The following is a 16,873-nucleotide window of genomic DNA, read 5'->3' on the forward strand; positions in this document are numbered from 1 at the left end:
AGTAAGCAGTCATGTGTTTCAACATATAAATAAGTGAAGCTATTACTTATACGGTATCAATTGATTTCTATGTTTCCAGATAGATTATTATGAGATACCTTAACGAGCCGTTTCACGCCGAACGATCGGAGCTACTTGTGTTGCTAACATTTCAATACTCGCTGCGACTTTAGAAAACGGCAAGCCGCCGATATCCATTTGTGCAATGAATCGTTGATGTCCAAATAGTTCGTGTTGGTGGAGAATCTTCTCAATTATTTGCTGAGGGCTGCCGACAAATAATCCGGTTTCGGGACTGGCCATATAATTGAAATCAGAGCGGGATATTCTCGTAATCATTCCATGTTGTTTGTTCACATATCCCCAATAATTTGCATAGTAAGGATAAAATTCGTCTTTCGCTTGTTGGGATGTCTTTGTTATATACGTATGTCCTGTTACAGCCACTTTTAAATCCTCTAAACGATGTCCGGCACTTATGCCAGCTTGGCGATACAAATCAACAAGTGGTTTGAAACGAATTGGATCCCCACCAAGGATAGCTAATGCTAAACCAGTTCCAAGTTTTCCAGCTCGTATTGCACTATCAGGTGTTCCACCTACACCAACCCAAAGCGGCAGTTTATTTTGAACAGGGCGCGGGGCAATCATAGAATTAGTTAAAGGCGAACGGAATGACCCATTCCAATTGACGATTTCATTGGTATTCAATTCTTGAAGCAGTCGTATGTTTTCATCGAACAGTTCGTCATAATTGTTTAAGTCATGACCGAATAACGGAAAAGATTCAACGAATGCACCACGACCTGTAATAATCTCAGCGCGACCATTCGAAATTAAATCGAGTGTAGCAAAATCCTCGAATAGGCGAACAGGGTCGACTGTGTTTAAAACAGTCGTTGCACTCGTCAATTTAATACGCTTCGTGTTTTGTGCCACTGCCGCCAGAACAACTGGCGGAGCTGATACGGCATAGTCTAAGCGGTGATGCTCACCGACACCAAAAATATCAAGTCCGGCTTCTTCAGTCAGCTTTCCAATAGCCAATACTTCATGAAGGCGCTGTTGAATACTTATTGTTTTTCCAGTTAGGGGATCTGGACCAAGATCCCCAAATGTATATATTCCAATTTCAATTCCGGGTTTCCTAGTTTCTGTTTGCATTGTTCTCATCTCCTAAAACTAAGTTATTCCGCTTCAGAAACAAGGGTGAAACGTTCATTTATATGTTGAGGATTTTCGATTTCATCAAGAACTGCAATTGCATAGTCAGCATAGCTTACATAGCTGTCACCTTTTGAGTTCACGATTAAATTGTTTTTTCCTTTTTGATACGAACCCGTTCTTTTTCCTTCAGGATTAAAGAATGCTGCTGGGCTAATGAATGTCCATTTAACTCCACTCGTCTTTTGCAGGTCTTCTAAGTTCTTTCCTTGATTGGAAGCAGTTGCAAAGTATTCTTCAGGGAATTCCGGTGTGTCAATTAGACGGATGGTTTTTGCTTCATCTACAAACAAGCTTCCCGCGCCACCTACAACAATTAATCTTGTTTCTGGAGCGCCTTCAAACGCCTCTATTAACTCTCTTCCGGCATCTAGATGAAGATGTTCCTGTCCTGCAGGAGCACCGAATGCATTTACAACAACATCAAATTGACGAAGGTCTTCAGCTTGTAGATCAAATATATCTATTTCGAGGGCGACAACATTTTCTTCAGTTAGTTTTGCTGCATTTCTAACGATAGCTGTTACTTCGTGTCCACGGTCATTCGCTTCTTTTACAATAAGGCTTCCTGCTTTTCCTGTAGCTCCGATAATTCCAATTTTCATGTTTAAATCCTCCAGTAAATTAGTTTTTTTATGCACATAAAATAATGCACGCCTAGTGATTTGAAGCCATTGGATATAATTAATCCAACTGTAACTGTAATGGTTACAGTTACAGCGACGGCTAAAAAATCGAATGAACTATCCGATTTTTTGTGTTAATACCGATACTAATTCTTCCATCGTAATTTCATGTAACACAGATTCCATCGCTTCTTGAGCTCGAAGTAAAATCAGCTCAAGAACTGCCTCAATGTTGGCGCCAACCGGGCAATTTGGATTTGGTTTTTCATGAAATTGAAAAAGTTCGCCTTCTTCCACGACTTCGACTGCTCTGTACACATCGAGTAAAGTAATATCTTTTAAAGGTTTTTGAAGCGTAGCTCCCCCAAGACCTTGCCGAACTTGAATAAGTCCTGCATTTCTTAGTTTACCAATTATTCTTCGTATGACTACAGGATTTGTATTCACACTTTCCGCAATCCATTCCGAAGTACAAAGCTCGTTACTTTCAATCGCCACGAGGGATAGAATATGAACTGCAACTGTAAAGCGACTACTGATTTTCATTGCAAGTAACCTCCCGGTGTAATCATTATAGTTACAACGCGTATTGATTGTCAATTGTTATTATTCAAGTGATGGGGTGTGGATTGTAGAACGCTTGGCGCTTTGGGGATGCCTTTCGCCGTAAGCCTGGATATCGCTTCGCATCCAGTCTTACGGCTTCGGCGACCCCTTTGTCGCGCCTGCGCTAGGGTATTCATTATCGAGAGAAATGTAATTTTGAGATGTATATGCTGAGATAATAAGGTGATTACTAGTTGATACTAATTATATTAAAGAAAGACGTACTCCAACTTGCAGATTTCATCACAGCTAATGAAATGCGCTTTCTCACATAGAACATCCAGCGAAGGCGCGTCTTCGTGGTAGCCGAAGCGATAAGACTGAAAGGGGTCTTCTTTCTGGCTTATCGCGGGAGGCATCCACAAAGCGTCGAAGCGGTATTGGTAGGAGTTCTATTTTATACTAGGTATCAGACTTTTCAACAGCCTCTCAAAAGCCTTGTAAAGTGCATACGCCATATTTATTTGTTCAACATAAATAGGGTGTTTGATCTTGATACAGAGCTGGAAATTATGATTTTAGGGACTTATACTAAACAAGTTTTAGAGACCCGGTTCTTGTTAACTTCACGAAACCTCTTATTGAAAAATGTAGTTATCTAGACCAATAAAGTGTTAACGACTTTGAAAAATGACTTTAAAACCAATGCCGATATAAACTAATCCTAAAATTTTTCAGCCCCACCGGCCAATCCCTAATCTCGGCTTCATCAGTCGCCCAATCGTACCCGTACCAATTGCCAAAATTGTTGTATAGATCATACTCAATGCAACGAAAATAATGCCTAGAATTAGAAATTGGATAAAGGTTGACCCATTTTCCGGCTTTACGAATTGTGGGAAAAAAGCTAAAAAGAAAAGAGCAGTTTTCGGATTCAAAGCTTCCACCAAAATACCATGCCCGTAAGCGCGTGATGCTGACACCTGTGAAATATCAGGCATCTTGGTTGTCGAAGCTTTTGCCAAAATCGCCCGAATACCCATATATAATAAATAGGACGCTCCTGCGAATTTCACAGCATTGAAAGCAACCGCGGAAGTCATTAGGATTGCTGAAAATCCGACAGCAGAAAATAACGTATGAATGAAATCACCTGTTGCTATGCCAAGTCCAGTCATGATTCCGGTTTTACGACCTCCCTGTGCCGCCCGGGTAATCGTTAATAAGACAGCAGGTCCTGGTATCAAAAACAATCCGATGACGACGATAATAAATGCGCTCAAAGTAGAGATATCAAGCATTTCACCACCCCTTTCGACTATTTTAATAAACAAACTAAATTTAAGACCGCTGGTACAGACAAAATTCCGAATTGCATTAGTGCCAAATGCCTTTTTTTATTCTCCATACTTTCCCTGGTTTCTCGCTTCAATATAATAGCCATCTAACTCTACTGCTATTGCTTCGTTAACATTTATATCTTTTATCTTATATAACTTTGTACCTTTTGGAACGAAATTTGAAAAAACCCCTTTATAGTATCCTTCATTTTCTACATACTTTTTCACCGTGCCAATTTCTTTCTCTACATCAACAATAACCGATTTATCAATTTCGTATATATCTTCGTTCCATACTACAAAATGGAATGCCCAATCTGTGCTACTCTGTTTACAACCTACAAGCAGTGTGAAAAAAATAGTGTAAAATATAAAGGTTGTAATTTTAGCTTTGTTCAATGTTTTTTTATTTTTAATTTCTAACATCATAGTTTTAATTCACCTCCTAAATCTAAGGTACCCACTGAATTATTAGTGGAAATATGTAAAACAATTGATTGCTATATCTAAATTACTTGCAGAAAAATAAAAAATACCAATTGTAGAGAGGGAAATGATGACTCAATCAGTGCCCTACACTATCAAAAGGAGCATAGATTATTACTAGTGTGAACGAAAATTTAGTCTTTTGTCAATTTCTAACCGAATGAATATATGTTACATCATTGTTCAGAAACTTAGTATTGATTCAATGTATAATAAAGGTTAAAAGGACGTGAGAAAGTGTGTCTGATTAATTTTCATTACGCTGACCATCCGATGTACAAATTGATTGTAGCTGCAAATCGAGATGAGTTTTATGAACGTCCGACAGCTTCCGCAGAATTTTGGACGGATCAGCCTGATATATTGGCAGGACGTGATTTATTGCATATGGGGACTTGGCTCGGTATAACGAAGTCTGGTCGATTTGCAGCATTGACGAATTACCGTGATCCGGGAGAAGCTAATGCCGACAAAAAAACGCGGGGGGATATCGTCACAAATTTTTTGGCGGGGAACGTGTCGCCCGAAGTTTTCCTCGAAACGTTAAAAGAGAGAAAAGATGATTATGCAGGATTCAACATTCTCGTTGGTGATGCTGATTCCTTATTCTACTTTTCCAATAAGCAACCAGAAATTATGGAAGTATCCGCAGGGACACATGGTTTGAGCAATCAATTTCTAAACACTGCTTGGCCGAAAGTGGTGAAGGGGAGAACTACACTTCGGGATTATGTATTGGAACACGCTATTATTGATACTGATGCACTGTTCGAACTCATTTCTGATGCTGACGTCGCGCCAGATGCACTATTGCCGAATACGGGGGTAGGCTTGGGCCTCGAACGGCAACTATCACCGCTCTTCATCAAAACTCCTAATTATGGAACCCGTTCGTCTACTGTTTTGTTAGTAGGGCATGATCAAAGCATTACTTTCGTTGAGCGTACTTTTGTAAACGGAGAATTGGCGAATGAAAGGAAGTATTTCATCTGATGTATTTACCACAAATATATATACAGAATTCCGAATATCTAGTGTGCAAGTTGCCAATCGATTCAGTTGATCGGAAACATTTTTCAGTCTTAATTGAAAAAGCTATAGAAAGCTCAAAATAGACCCTAACATTTTATAGAGGTACGACCATTTCAGGGACCAGGGTTTCCAAACGAACGGTGCGGTTGTTACAGGTCCAGTCAAAGAATTAATGAAACTGCAAGAGTTAAAAGGAATTCATTGCGTTTCATTAGGTGAAATTACGTATTGGAATTGGGATGCAGAATAAATCTGTTAGAATGAGATAAAGTGGTTGTTTGTGATTAGGTAGAAAGGATTGATTTTTAACTTCTGATTAATCATAAAAATACTTATGTTTCATGGGCCATGTCTAAGTGGTATAAAATGAGAAGGAAGGAGCTGCAGATAAATGGCTTTCCTACATATTAGCGTGTTTATCGTAGCAATCGCGTTTGCGCTTGTTTCAGTATATTTTGCAAAATTGCTTTTCCGCGTGTCAGGTATCATTGGGACTGTTGGAAAGACTGTCAGTACGTTTGAAACTAAACTGGATAAGTCGGTTATTGAATTGGAACGAACGATTGCGGAGGCAAATACTACGGCAACAGATATTGAAGAAAAATCACTGGCATTAAATAGTGTTTTTTATACGGTCAAGCATGTTGGGGATTCGTCATCATTATTGAGTGAGGAATTGGAAGTGCGAACTGAGCGCTATGCACAAAACTCTTCATTGCCGGGGATAAAACCGTTCGTGCGCGTCATTCAGTTTTCTGAATTCGCTTCAAGCCTATTAACTTCTTGGCAACGTGGAAAACGTACTTAATTTAAAAAATTGAAATGAGGGATGGATATGGATTTAATGGGAATCGGCGTATTGCTGATTGGAATCGCGTTATTGGTACTTGCCATTTATCTCGCACGCGTATTGAATAATGTTGCTTCTATTTTAAATGGTGTTGATAAGACAATTGAACAACTACCAACTCAATTGGACGGCATCTTACAGGAGACAGGGAACTTAATCCAAAATAGTAATAACACTCTTGCTGATGTCAATGAAAAGCTTGGAACGCTGTCACCTTTGTTTCATATCGTCGGTGATGTTGGTGAGTCTACAAGGATATTGTCATCTTCACTTGTCGATTTGACTGCTTCCGCTAAGAATAAAATGAGCGAAGCAGATAGAGACAAGCAGGATAAGAGATTGGGTGGTTTATATGGTACTGCCGCTCTCGGATTCTATACAATGAGAAAAACTAAAATGGCTAAAAAACGGTCTGGTGTAATTCTTGGGAAAAACTTGTATAGCGAAGGTGAGAAACATACAATTGCTATTAATAAGATGAAAGAAGAAGCAAAAGAGGCTGTTAGTAGGGGAGAATAAAAATCGTGTGGAGGGATTAAGATTCCCTTCACACGATTTTTATTTGCTTAATTTGATTTTGTTTTAGGCATTTTTTCTGAGATTTCGTGTCTCTTCTGTGAAAGGAAGAATAGGAATGACAGTAGGCCAAAGATACCTTCATACTTTTTGCTTGTCACAAATTCCTTTGCGCCAGTAGTTTGTTGTTTTAACGAAGTTGTTTTATCAAGAGCAGCGGATGTGAACTTTTCTGCCTCTTTACCTACCTCTCCGATAATGTGGAATACTGGACTAATATCAGTTACTTGTTGATTGACGTTAGCGAGTGTCGTATTGCTTGCTTGAAGTACGGTCGTGGCTTGGCTTGTTACATCGTCTAATACCTTTGGCAGACGATCTGTTGTCTGTTGGAGGCTTCCAAGTACAGACGCTAGTTTTTTAATCGGTTTCAATAAATAAATGACGAGTACAGCAAATGCGATTCCGATAATGAGTACACCAATACCTAACCAATCCATATTGAATCACCTCATTTAATTTTTATGCTTTTCCTTTTGAAAACGGTAATAAACCCGTGCCGCTGTCTCAGTTAGAACCGTTGCTTTCTCCATAAAATCACGATATTTTTCGGGAGGTGTAGCAACATCATCCGAAATCGCAAGAATCGATCTGTTCATATGATCCGTGGAGTTTCCAAGTTTTTTTGCAGAGTCGGATAAGCTATTCAATGTTTGTAGTTTGTTTTCCGCATCATCGGCAATTCGGTTCGTCTTTTCCATCAATTGCTCGGATTGTTCAGTGATGCCAGTGAGTTTCGTCTCAACCCGTTTCAGTGTTTCTGAAACCTCTCCCATGGTCTGTTTTGCACTTTTTAATGTGATGATAACAAAAATGACAATAAGCAATAAGGATAAGGATGCAATGAGGGCACTTACATATAAAAGAATTTCCATTAATACTTCATCTCCAATTCGGACTATATATGTTGATATAAAGAATTCCATTGAATCTGCGGCGGCGCCTTCGCTGAGTTTATATAGAGATTCATTTGTTCAATATATATAGTAAATTATCTTTATCTCTTTTCTACCACTATACAGCCCTCACTAAACACTTACAACAGTTTGGATGCAGTTGAACTCGGATTTTGGAGTTGTCATTTAGGGTAGGCGGAGGGGAGGTTCAAATAAGCTATAGAGCATAGTAAGATAAAAACTTACGTCTGTTGATTAACCATTTAGTTGCATAAAATACTGGTGAGTAGGGCTTAATGACCTTGATTTTCACTGGACTATTTTCGGCCCGCTTTCGGTTAACTATTCATGACAGATTTACTGAGGGGTCCTAGTGTGGCTAGAAGTGTCTCCGTCACTTCTAGTCACACATTTTTCAGTAAACCTGTTGTGAATTGTTGCCTGTCGCGTCCCTACAATGTTCAAGTGAAAAATGCAGTTATGTTTGAATGAAGTGAATAGATGACTTTCTATAGAGAGTGTAAGTGTCCGAAGATGCAATTTCGGGCACTCTTGCACGTTGTACAATGCGTACCTTGCTTACTTTTAGTAAAGATTATGCATCTAATTCATGTGATGTCTTATAGAAACTGACACATCTTTAATAAAAAAGTGAAAACCATATAGGAAGCATCAGCCGCCCAAATTGCATCTTTGGCGGCTTTTATCCAGGTAGATGCCCCTCTATTTTTTCGTCCAAAAAAGATTCAGCACTACGAGTACTTTGGATTTGGATCACGACGGATAAAGGACCAGCATACGATTACCGAAAAAATGTGTAGGGATTCGACAAAGTCGCACCCCTACACATCCAGGCATCTCGGTAATCGTATAGAAGTCATTCTATCCAAAGCAATCCAAAGTCAACTATTCACGTAGCGCCCAGTAGCTGATCATGATATTCACTGGTTACTATTGGTTAATTAATAGACGTGATAAAAGCTCAACTTTCTCTATTCATACAAGAGAAAGTTGAGCTTTTAATCATGAAGAAATCTAAGGTTTATTAATACTTAAACTTGGAAATCAATTCTTTTAATTCTTCTGCCATAAAGGATAGTGATTCAGCCGATGAAGAAATTTCCTCCATCGAAGCTAGCTGCTCCTCTGAAGATGCAGCTACTTCTTGGGAAGCAGCTGCATTGCCTTGCGCGCTGTTTGCAATTTCATTTGCCGTGATAGTGACTCCTTGAACAGCGCCGGCTACTCTTTGAGCAGTGGCCGAGACTTCTTCCATTTGAGGTGTGATCTCTTTCATACTGTGAATGATGTGATTGAATTTCTCAATGGCTTCATTTGATACATCTACACCTTCTTGTACATTTTCCGTAATACGTTCCATGATTTCAACGGAGTTCTCTGTATCTACTTGAATGCCTTCCACGATTTCACGGATTTCTTTTGCAGAGTTCTGAGATTGTTCCGCTAGTTTACGAACTTCATCAGCTACAACAGCAAATCCTTTACCATGTTCACCAGCTCTTGCAGCTTCAATAGCGGCATTCAAAGCAAGAAGGTTTGTTTGTCCCGCAATATCTGTAATTACATCCAAAATCGAACGCACTTCCTTAGATCGCTCATGCAATGATTTGGTGATTGTGTTCGATTCAATAACAGACTTATGAATTGATGTCATTTGATTAACAGTATCTGTGACCGCTTGACCACCTATTTCAGCTTCAGTCGTTGCACGATAAGATAATTCAGAAGCCATTGTAGAACTTTCTGCAATTTGCGTGACATCAATAGAAATCGCAGCTAATGCATGTGCAGCGGAGTCTACACCATCTGTTTGCATTTCTGCACTATGTGCTACTTCTTGAATGGAAGTTGCCACTTGTTCTGTAGCATCGCTTGTTTGTTCCGCACTTGCCGATAACTCTTCAGCAGAGGATGCTACTAATTCTGCACTCTTTTCAACGTTTTTAATTAACGTTCTGAGACTTTCCTGCATGTCGTTAAATGCTTGTCCTAAATGTCCGATTTCATCGTTAGTTTGCACATCGATATGCTGTGTTAAGTCTCCTTGGCTTATTGTAATCGCTTTTTCTTTTAGATCTTTGATTGGATTAATGATGGATTTAATAATAAAGTAAACAGTTATCGCTCCTATAATGATCGCAAGCAAGATGATCAAAGCGGTCCTTTGTAGAATAGGTAATGCTGCAGCATTAATCTCTGAGGTGGCTACAGATCCCGCGAGCTTCCAACCGGTTAACTCATTAGTTACGAAAGCCGTTAATCTTTCTTCACCATCGAACTTAGCGTCAAACTGTCCGATTTCCTGAGCATAAAGTTTATCGGATAAGCCAATATTTACTTCATTTCCGGCAGCTTCGGTAGGGTGCGTGATATATTTTTTACTTTTGTCTATTAGAACGGCATATCCTGATTTACCTATTTTTACTTGATTGGTTATATTTTGTAAATGATTCAAGTTGATATCTACTGCCGCAACCCCAGAACCATCTTTTATTACCTGTGAAAGGGTAACAACCATTTCATTTGTACTCGCCGAAATATAGGGATCGGAAATAATGACTTCACCTTTTTTGTTCATTGCCTCTATATACCAGGGTCTTTTTCTAGGGTCGTAATCCGCAGGAATCCCTACATCAGGTTCTTGTATAAATAAACCTTTGTCAGTACCTATATAGATGATTTCGGCTTCCGGATGTAGTTCTATGTACTGAGTGAAGATTTCGCGTAGTTCAGGACTACTATCTCCCTGGTATAGCCTTGAAGTTATATTTGTAGAAAAGGTATTTATATCATGTGTTTTTAGTTGCATCGTATTATCAATTGTTGAATTTAATAAGTTGATATTTTCAGTGAAACCAGCCAATATCTCAGATTTAACCGCGTCTTTGGCCGTCATATAAGCCAGTGCTCCAATAATAATTGCAGGGATAATTAATACGATTGCAAAAGATGTAATTAGTTTCGTTTTAATGTTTCGCAGGCCCATTAAGATTTTTTTCATCCAGCTAACCTCTTTCTCTAACTTTGTGTTTTAAGTCTTTGGAAATAGGGATAATAGTGCTTGATTGCTCAGGTGACTACGTGGAAATACGTAGAACTAAGGAATCATATTTATCCACTAACTTTAGCATACTACTAAACGAAAGAATTGAACATGTCATAATATTCTATATGGTTTGATTAATTATTTTAAAATAATAAATAGGAGAGAAGAAGAAAAAAATTATACTGAAACGAGGGGGATATTTTTTGTGATATTAGTTGAGAATGCAATAGTACCAAAAGGGGATTCGGTTAAAATACATTTATATGGATGAAATTAATGCGATTCAAATGGAAAAATAAGGGCTTATTTATTTGACTAGAAAAGTAATGCAATTTTAATAGTGAACCAATTTACTAGAGTAATAGCGTCATTAGGGGGAAAACATAGAAGTTTGTCGTTTAATCAGTAGTTATTTTAAAGGTAGGTAACCTTCGGATTAAATACTATAAATTAGGCACTATTTATTTGGAGTTACTAGATGTTATACCTCACCCGTATAACGAACAAATCTAGCGAAGGAGCGCCACTAATGAAAGGCAGCACATCCGCATACTACAGGCGCCGGAGCAATAAGATCAAGGAGGGATGCAGTTCAATCCCTCCTATGTGATCTTCTGGCGAGCTTATTACGTGAGGCCATCACCATGCGACAAAGCGTTGTTGGAAGAACAGTCTATTTGTTAAGTACCGACTACATAGCAAGAAGTATTGAAAATATGGATCCAAGGATAATGATTGAAATAACGACTATAAAACACATAAATAACATCATTGTGCCAAATCCGCGCCATGCAGAGAAGTTGTGAACAATTCCAATTGCTTTACTCTCGACAACAAGCCCGAAAATAGAAATAGCTAACATAATCCAGGTTTGAAAGAAGAAGAAGCCTACGGACATATTCGTACCTAACGGGCCTGTTGGAGTAGCGAAAAGCTGCTGTCCGTAGAGGGAAATTGCAATGACTCCTATAGGCGCTGTCCAAATCATAGGAATTGCACTGGCTCCGGTTGCAAGGCCCATTTTCCGCATTGTCCCTGTTCCACCTAATAATTTACCAATCCACGTATACGCAACTATAACAACTCCCCAGCCTGCCAGCCCTGAAAGCAAGCTAGAAAAAAGAACGACAACAAGTGTTGTAAATAATGAAAAACCGTTAAAAAAGCCTAAGTCTGCAAATGCCATAATGCTATTGATAAGCGCGGAAATGGAAATTAGGATAAATGGATACATCATTGATTTATGACCAATAATGTATCGAATTGTGGTGCTTGGCTGTGACCAAATCGAAAATAGCGGATTCATTCTTAAATTGCTCCTTTCCGTCAGTTTTCATGATCCACTTTTCTTTTTTATATATTTGAAAATTAGGATGTCTGTATATTAGTTGACTGAGAATGACGAATCGATAGTCATCTCTATTATTTATATTGTATGAGATGCAACCCAGTGCAGGTCACTATTTACCATTACTCTACTGGGGGAAATCGTGCTAAATATGTTGAACAAATGAATACCATATAAACCGAACGAAGGCGCCTAACAATGGGATACTTTATTTCAACCTATATAACCAATAAAAGTGACCTTGACGAGTAGAAAATAGTTATATAAGATAAATCAGTATAATCAATCGGATTAAAATACAGATAATTGTTATGTGAACTGAGCTGAATTTATTCTGCATAGAGTCTACACATATTACTTTTTATCCCGTTGAAATAAAGGGGGAATTATAGTGAAAAGGAAAGCTTTTAGGTTGACTAGTATTCTAGTGGTACTATTACTAGTACTTACGGCTTGTTCAGAAGATAATAAGAAAGATTCAAAAGAAGAAAATAAGGATGGGGCAGTTAAAGCAGGCGGTTCGTTAGTTTATGCTCGAGGTGCGGATTCTGTAGGGCTAGATCCAATTAATGTAACGGACGGCGAATCGATACGGGTTACACATGCTATTTTTGAAACATTATTTGAATACGATGAGAAGTTGGAATTACAACCTAAATTGGCGGAATATTTCGAAACGGCTGATGATGGGTTAACGTGGACAATTCATCTTAAAAACGGTATTAAGTTTCACGATGGGACAGATTTCAATGCCGATGCAGTCGTTTTCAATTTCGACCGTTGGATGGATCCACAGAATCCTTATCATATTGGGGATTTTACATATTATCCGTTCCTCTATGGAGGATTTAAAGGGGAACCAAATCACAAAATTGAACATGTAAAGGCAATCGATAATTCAACTGTTGAAATTAAATTGATAGAAAAGACAGCTCCTTTTATTAGCTATTTGGCAATTCCGATGTTTGGTATGGCAAGTCCAGCGGCGATTGAAAAGTACAATGAGAAATTCATTGAACATCCCGTAGGTACGGGGCCATTTGAATTCGAAAGTTGGACACGTAATGACAAAATTGTATTAAAGGCGAACGAAAATTACTATATTGAAGGTCAACCACTTTTGGATAAAATAATTTTCACGGTACTTCCTGATAACTCTGCTCGCTTAAATGGCTTATTATCTGGAGAGGTAGATATCATTGATGGTATGAACCCTAGTGATGCTGATACAGTCGAAGCGAATGACAGTTTAAAACTGGTCAAACGACCAAGTTTTAATAATGGTTTCATGGTATTTAATACGGAAAAGGCACCGTTTGATAATGTAAAAGTGCGTCAAGCGATTAATATGGCTATTGATAAGAAAGGGTTAGTAGATGCATTCTATAATGGCTATGCCGAAGTGGCGAAGAATCCAATACCACCATCACTTTGGGGATACAATGATGATATTGTGGATTATCCATATAATCCTGAAGATGCGAAGAAATTATTGGTGGAAGCCGGGTATCCCGATGGGTTTAAAACAGAGATATGGGCAATGAGTAACCCAAGACCATATATGCCGCAGCCTTTAAAAACGGCTGAAGTGATTCAAGCAAATTTACAAGCGATTGGTATTGAAGCTGAAATCAAAACCTATGAGTGGGCTACGTATCTTGAGAAAACAGGAAACGGTGAGCATACGATGGCAATGTACGGTTGGACAGGTGTGATGGCCGATCCAGACAATTTCTTATCTCCGAATTTAAGTAGCACTAACACTGAGAAACCCGCTAGTAATCGTGCTTTTTATAAAAATGAAGAATTTACATCTTTATTGCAACAAGCTCGTGAAACTTTCGATCAAGAAGAACGAATTAAATTGTATAAAAAGGCGCAGGAAATATTCCATGAAGATGCTCCATGGGTAACAATAGCTCATACAACACCGCCTATTGGCCTTGCCGATTATGTAGAAGGCTTCGAGGCTCATCCAATGGAAAATGATAATTTCGCTAAAATCTATTTAAATAAATAATGGTAAAAGGTCTCAAGTGTTGATTAACCAAAGTTAACCAGGAGATACCGCTTACGATTGAGATAAGACACAAGGCGACCAATATACAGGTGTATTCGTATTGCTTTGTGCTGAACGACTACTATACAATTATCGGGATTTCTTGCTGTGTAGGGTTGCCGTTCGTCCTTCGTTCCCCAAAGATATAGGTACACTTAGTACTGAAGCTTTTGGGAACGAGTGAATAGCTACTTTCCTATCCAGAAAGGAGCAGTCAAAGATGCAATTTTGGCTACTTACCCCATCTTTTTAATATTTCCTTTTCGAGTTTAAGGCAGTGTCACACTGTTACTTGTATAATCTTTGCTAAATTAAGCAAAGAGGCTTTATTAAAATCGATGGAGTGCCCGAATTTTCATCTTCTAAAGTAGTTGCATTAACACTTGAACATTGTAGGTTCGCGACGGACAGATAATCGCAACAGAATGGCCGAGGAGGAATGAATTACAATTCCTCCCCAAGGGATGTGGTTGGAAGTGACTTCAACACTTCCAGCCACATTTAACCCGAGGTAAAGGTATTGTGATTATTTAGTCCAAAGCGAGTCAGAAATGTATAGTTGCAAATGCAGACTTATTTGCTTTTCTAACAGGTGCATAATGTAAGAAAGTGGTTAATCAACAGACTTGTTATCTGTTAAACATAAAGAATAGTTGTGTTGGTTAAAACTTGAACAACAATAAGGGCAGCGTCTGCCACGATTTAGAATCGTGTTAGACGCTGCCTCTTTTATTTTGATGTAATCTTCAGCGGTTCGATTATGCTGTTGTTCGCGGTTTTGTAGGATTGCTTGATGGGGATGGGGTACCGGCTGTTTCTGCCAATTTCATTAAATAATAACTTTCCTCTCGAGCCATATGATCAGCCATAAGTGCAGTGAAAGTTCCTAGTGCTTCTTTATTCAGTTCCATTTCTTCTAATTCGTGCAAAAATACTTGGAAAATTGTCATTTCCAAATGAACATCATTATGGAACTTTTCTAAAGCAGGGAATTTCATGATGTTTGTTCGTAAGAAACCAGCAAGTTCTATCGCTTTTAAATAGAAGTCTTCCCATTCCTTTGTAAATTTACGGCTTTTCTCATGCAGTGGTTTTTCAACCCGGTCCAGGTTTGCGTCAATGGCACCTGCATGACCGGCGGCGTCAAGTAACCAAAGCAAATCATGATGGAGTGGATGGACGGCTGGTGCTATCTGTCCTTTTTCCAAATAGGAAAAGAGACGGATCGCTTCTTCTACTTCATTGACCATGTGGTTGATGAAGGATGGAGGTAAAGAGATTTTTATATTTCCGATTAACTGTTCCTGAATTAATTGCAATTTAAATGTTCGAATTTCCTCACTTGCGATTTTTGCATTCTGGAGCAGGGTGAGAAGCTGTTGCTCTTCTAATTGCTGTTCAGAAGCTGTAAGCAGTTGATCGAATTTCTCTATGAACGTATTAGAAATCTTGATATTTTCAATTTCACTGGGCGCTAATGAGTCATGGATGAAACGGCTATGGTCTCCCAAAATTTGTAGCCAAAAATGAAGTTCAAATAGTGCATCCTCTTGAAACGATTTAACCAAAAAACAACCTCCTCTTTCTATTGTTATTCCTATGAGTCACACATAGTATTTATGAGATAAAGCATTCGGATTATGAAAAATATGTCAGTGTATCAAGTAGGCGGTTCTATCATATGATGGTTCGAGGAGTGATTAAATTTGGAACGTCCAATGTTCCGGGGGAGTTATAGGCCTTACGTTTCGCCGCTTGACCCGTGTCCGCCTATACGGGTGAAGACCTTTGTTTTGCCGCCACAAATTTTTATGAATTACCAGCAACCGGGACTCCCTCAAAACTCACCTGAAGAAGCGTTACGAACAGGGACACTTTGGCCGTCACTTGCAGATGGATTTTCTCGGGAAGAGGGGATTTCATGAGTGCGTTTGAAGAAGAACGCCAAATGATGTTACGCGTGCAGCAAGCAGATTTCGTCGTTGTTGAACTAACATTGTACACGGATACGCATCCCGATGAAGCGGAAGCCCTAGATCAATGGCGGGAAGCAATAAAAGCAGCAGCCCATGTACGACACCAATACGAAAATAGATATGGACCTTTATCCCTCGCATCAGTTCCTTCTGAACAGGCAATTGAAATTGGATGGCGCTGGAATTCAACACCGTGGCCATGGCAACGATAAGGAGGGGATAGGTAATGTGGGTTTATGAAAAAAAACTCTTGTATCCAGTTGAGGTAGGTACATGTAATCCGACGCTCGCGAAATACCTTATGGAACAATATGGTGGAGCAGATGGGGAACTTGCTGCGGCGCTCAGATATATGAATCAGCGTTATACGGTTCCAAGTAAGGTCATCGGGGTATTGACTGATATTGCAACGGAAGAATTCTCTCATCTCGAAATGCTAGCGACGATGATTTATAAATTGACGAAAGACGCAACACCCGAACAGCTAGTAGAGGCTGGCCTTGGTGCACATTTCGTCAATCATGGTCACGATCTCTTCTATGAAAATGCAGGCGGGGTTCCGTTTACTGCAACGTATATTCAAGCGAAAGGTGATCCGATTGCCGATTTGTATGAAGACATCGCAGCTGAAGAAAAAGCGAGAGCGACATACCAATGGCTTATCGACGTTTCAGACGACCCGTTAATCAATGATTCCTTGAGGTTTTTGAGGGAGAGGGAAAATATTCATTCTTTGCGCTTTAGGGAATCAGTTGAACTACTAAAAGATGAGCGTGATCGTAAAAAGGTATTTTAAAAGATTATTCCGTTGCCCTGGTAATTGGGTGACGGAATTTTTAATTTACTA

At 39.1% G+C, this 16,873-nt stretch carries 17 protein-coding genes and 1 pseudogene; 8 read left to right on the forward strand and 10 right to left on the reverse strand.

The genetic code is table 11. The features are described 5' to 3' along the window. Nucleotides 1-99 precede the first annotated feature (99 nt). The 5 genes from H7992_RS06495 to H7992_RS06515 form a co-directional block, all read right to left on the reverse strand. Nucleotides 100-1,164, reverse strand: coding sequence for an LLM class flavin-dependent oxidoreductase (locus tag H7992_RS06495; protein WP_187047002.1), 1,065 nt, complete (start codon nucleotides 1,162-1,164; stop codon nucleotides 100-102). A gap of 23 nt (nucleotides 1,165-1,187) precedes the next feature. Continuing rightward, nucleotides 1,188-1,829 carry an NAD(P)-dependent oxidoreductase gene (locus H7992_RS06500; RefSeq protein ID WP_187047003.1) on the reverse strand — a complete coding sequence of 214 codons (642 nt, stop codon included), beginning with the start codon at nucleotides 1,827-1,829 and terminating at the stop codon, nucleotides 1,188-1,190. 138 nt (nucleotides 1,830-1,967) lie between these two features. Continuing rightward, nucleotides 1,968-2,396: an Rrf2 family transcriptional regulator gene (locus H7992_RS06505; protein WP_067206781.1), complete on the reverse strand. Its 429-nt coding sequence runs from the start codon at nucleotides 2,394-2,396 to the stop codon at nucleotides 1,968-1,970. 734 nt (nucleotides 2,397-3,130) lie between these two features. Next, nucleotides 3,131-3,697 carry a LysE family translocator gene (locus H7992_RS06510; RefSeq protein WP_187047004.1) on the reverse strand — a complete coding sequence of 189 codons (567 nt, stop codon included), beginning with the start codon at nucleotides 3,695-3,697 and terminating at the stop codon, nucleotides 3,131-3,133. A 96-nt stretch (nucleotides 3,698-3,793) separates the two neighbouring features. Further along, complete coding sequence (locus H7992_RS06515) at nucleotides 3,794-4,165, reverse strand: hypothetical protein (RefSeq protein WP_067206789.1); 372 nt, start codon at nucleotides 4,163-4,165, stop codon at nucleotides 3,794-3,796. 294 nt (nucleotides 4,166-4,459) lie between these two features. Between H7992_RS06515 and H7992_RS06520 the strand changes: the two genes are divergently transcribed. From H7992_RS06520 to H7992_RS06535, 4 genes and pseudogenes are all read left to right on the forward strand, one after another. Next, nucleotides 4,460-5,215 (forward strand): NRDE family protein, encoded by a 756-nt coding sequence (locus H7992_RS06520; protein WP_187047005.1) that lies wholly within the window; start codon nucleotides 4,460-4,462, stop codon nucleotides 5,213-5,215. A gap of 151 nt (nucleotides 5,216-5,366) precedes the next feature. Continuing rightward, nucleotides 5,367-5,504: pseudogene (locus H7992_RS06525) on the forward strand (anti sigma factor C-terminal domain-containing protein); the annotation flags it as partial. Between the two features lie 141 nt (nucleotides 5,505-5,645). Then, nucleotides 5,646-6,062: a DUF948 domain-containing protein gene (locus tag H7992_RS06530; RefSeq protein WP_187047006.1), complete on the forward strand. Its 417-nt coding sequence runs from the start codon at nucleotides 5,646-5,648 to the stop codon at nucleotides 6,060-6,062. 27 nt (nucleotides 6,063-6,089) lie between these two features. Beyond that, nucleotides 6,090-6,623 carry a DUF948 domain-containing protein gene (locus H7992_RS06535; protein ID WP_082786505.1) on the forward strand — a complete coding sequence of 178 codons (534 nt, stop codon included), beginning with the start codon at nucleotides 6,090-6,092 and terminating at the stop codon, nucleotides 6,621-6,623. 47 nt (nucleotides 6,624-6,670) lie between these two features. Here H7992_RS06535 and H7992_RS06540 read toward each other — a convergent pair whose 3' ends face one another. From H7992_RS06540 to H7992_RS06555, 4 genes are all read right to left on the reverse strand, one after another. Next, nucleotides 6,671-7,120 carry a DUF948 domain-containing protein gene (locus H7992_RS06540; protein WP_187047007.1) on the reverse strand — a complete coding sequence of 150 codons (450 nt, stop codon included), beginning with the start codon at nucleotides 7,118-7,120 and terminating at the stop codon, nucleotides 6,671-6,673. Between the two features lie 15 nt (nucleotides 7,121-7,135). Further along, the gene (locus tag H7992_RS06545; protein WP_067206802.1) at nucleotides 7,136-7,555 is read right to left on the reverse strand and encodes a DUF948 domain-containing protein; all 420 of its coding nucleotides are present in this window, start codon (nucleotides 7,553-7,555) and stop codon (nucleotides 7,136-7,138) included. Nucleotides 7,556-8,621: 1,066 nt separating this feature from the next. Continuing rightward, the gene (locus tag H7992_RS06550; protein ID WP_067206804.1) at nucleotides 8,622-10,598 is read right to left on the reverse strand and encodes a methyl-accepting chemotaxis protein; all 1,977 of its coding nucleotides are present in this window, start codon (nucleotides 10,596-10,598) and stop codon (nucleotides 8,622-8,624) included. Nucleotides 10,599-11,334: 736 nt separating this feature from the next. Continuing rightward, the gene (locus H7992_RS06555; protein ID WP_067206807.1) at nucleotides 11,335-11,949 is read right to left on the reverse strand and encodes a YIP1 family protein; all 615 of its coding nucleotides are present in this window, start codon (nucleotides 11,947-11,949) and stop codon (nucleotides 11,335-11,337) included. A 433-nt stretch (nucleotides 11,950-12,382) separates the two neighbouring features. On the opposite strand from H7992_RS06555, the gene H7992_RS06560 reads away from it, so the two are divergent. After that, on the forward strand, nucleotides 12,383-14,011 hold the full coding sequence (locus H7992_RS06560; RefSeq protein ID WP_187047008.1) for an ABC transporter substrate-binding protein: 1,629 nt from the start codon (nucleotides 12,383-12,385) through the stop codon (nucleotides 14,009-14,011). Nucleotides 14,012-14,808: 797 nt separating this feature from the next. Here the strand turns inward: H7992_RS06560 and H7992_RS06565 are convergent. Further along, a complete protein-coding gene (locus H7992_RS06565) occupies nucleotides 14,809-15,618 on the reverse strand; it encodes a DUF2935 domain-containing protein (RefSeq protein ID WP_067206812.1) in 810 nt (269 codons plus the stop codon). Nucleotides 15,619-15,768: 150 nt separating this feature from the next. Between H7992_RS06565 and H7992_RS06570 the strand changes: the two genes are divergently transcribed. Genes H7992_RS06570 through H7992_RS06580 form a run of 3 tightly spaced genes read left to right on the forward strand, consistent with a single transcriptional unit; the run spans nucleotide 15,769 to nucleotide 16,822 of the window. Beyond that, the gene (locus tag H7992_RS06570) at nucleotides 15,769-15,975 is read left to right on the forward strand and encodes a spore coat associated protein CotJA (RefSeq protein WP_082786798.1); all 207 of its coding nucleotides are present in this window, start codon (nucleotides 15,769-15,771) and stop codon (nucleotides 15,973-15,975) included. Further along, a complete protein-coding gene (locus tag H7992_RS06575) occupies nucleotides 15,972-16,238 on the forward strand; it encodes a spore coat protein CotJB (protein WP_067206816.1) in 267 nt (88 codons plus the stop codon). Before H7992_RS06570 ends, H7992_RS06575 begins: the two co-directional genes overlap by 4 nt. 14 nt (nucleotides 16,239-16,252) lie before the next feature. After that, the gene (locus tag H7992_RS06580; protein ID WP_067206819.1) at nucleotides 16,253-16,822 is read left to right on the forward strand and encodes a manganese catalase family protein; all 570 of its coding nucleotides are present in this window, start codon (nucleotides 16,253-16,255) and stop codon (nucleotides 16,820-16,822) included. The last annotated feature ends 51 nt before the right edge of the window (nucleotides 16,823-16,873 follow it).

Origin of the sequence: Sporosarcina sp. resist (assembly GCF_014302295.1) — a bacterium.
Taxonomy (GTDB): Bacteria; Bacillota; Bacilli; order Bacillales_A; family Planococcaceae; genus Sporosarcina; species Sporosarcina psychrophila.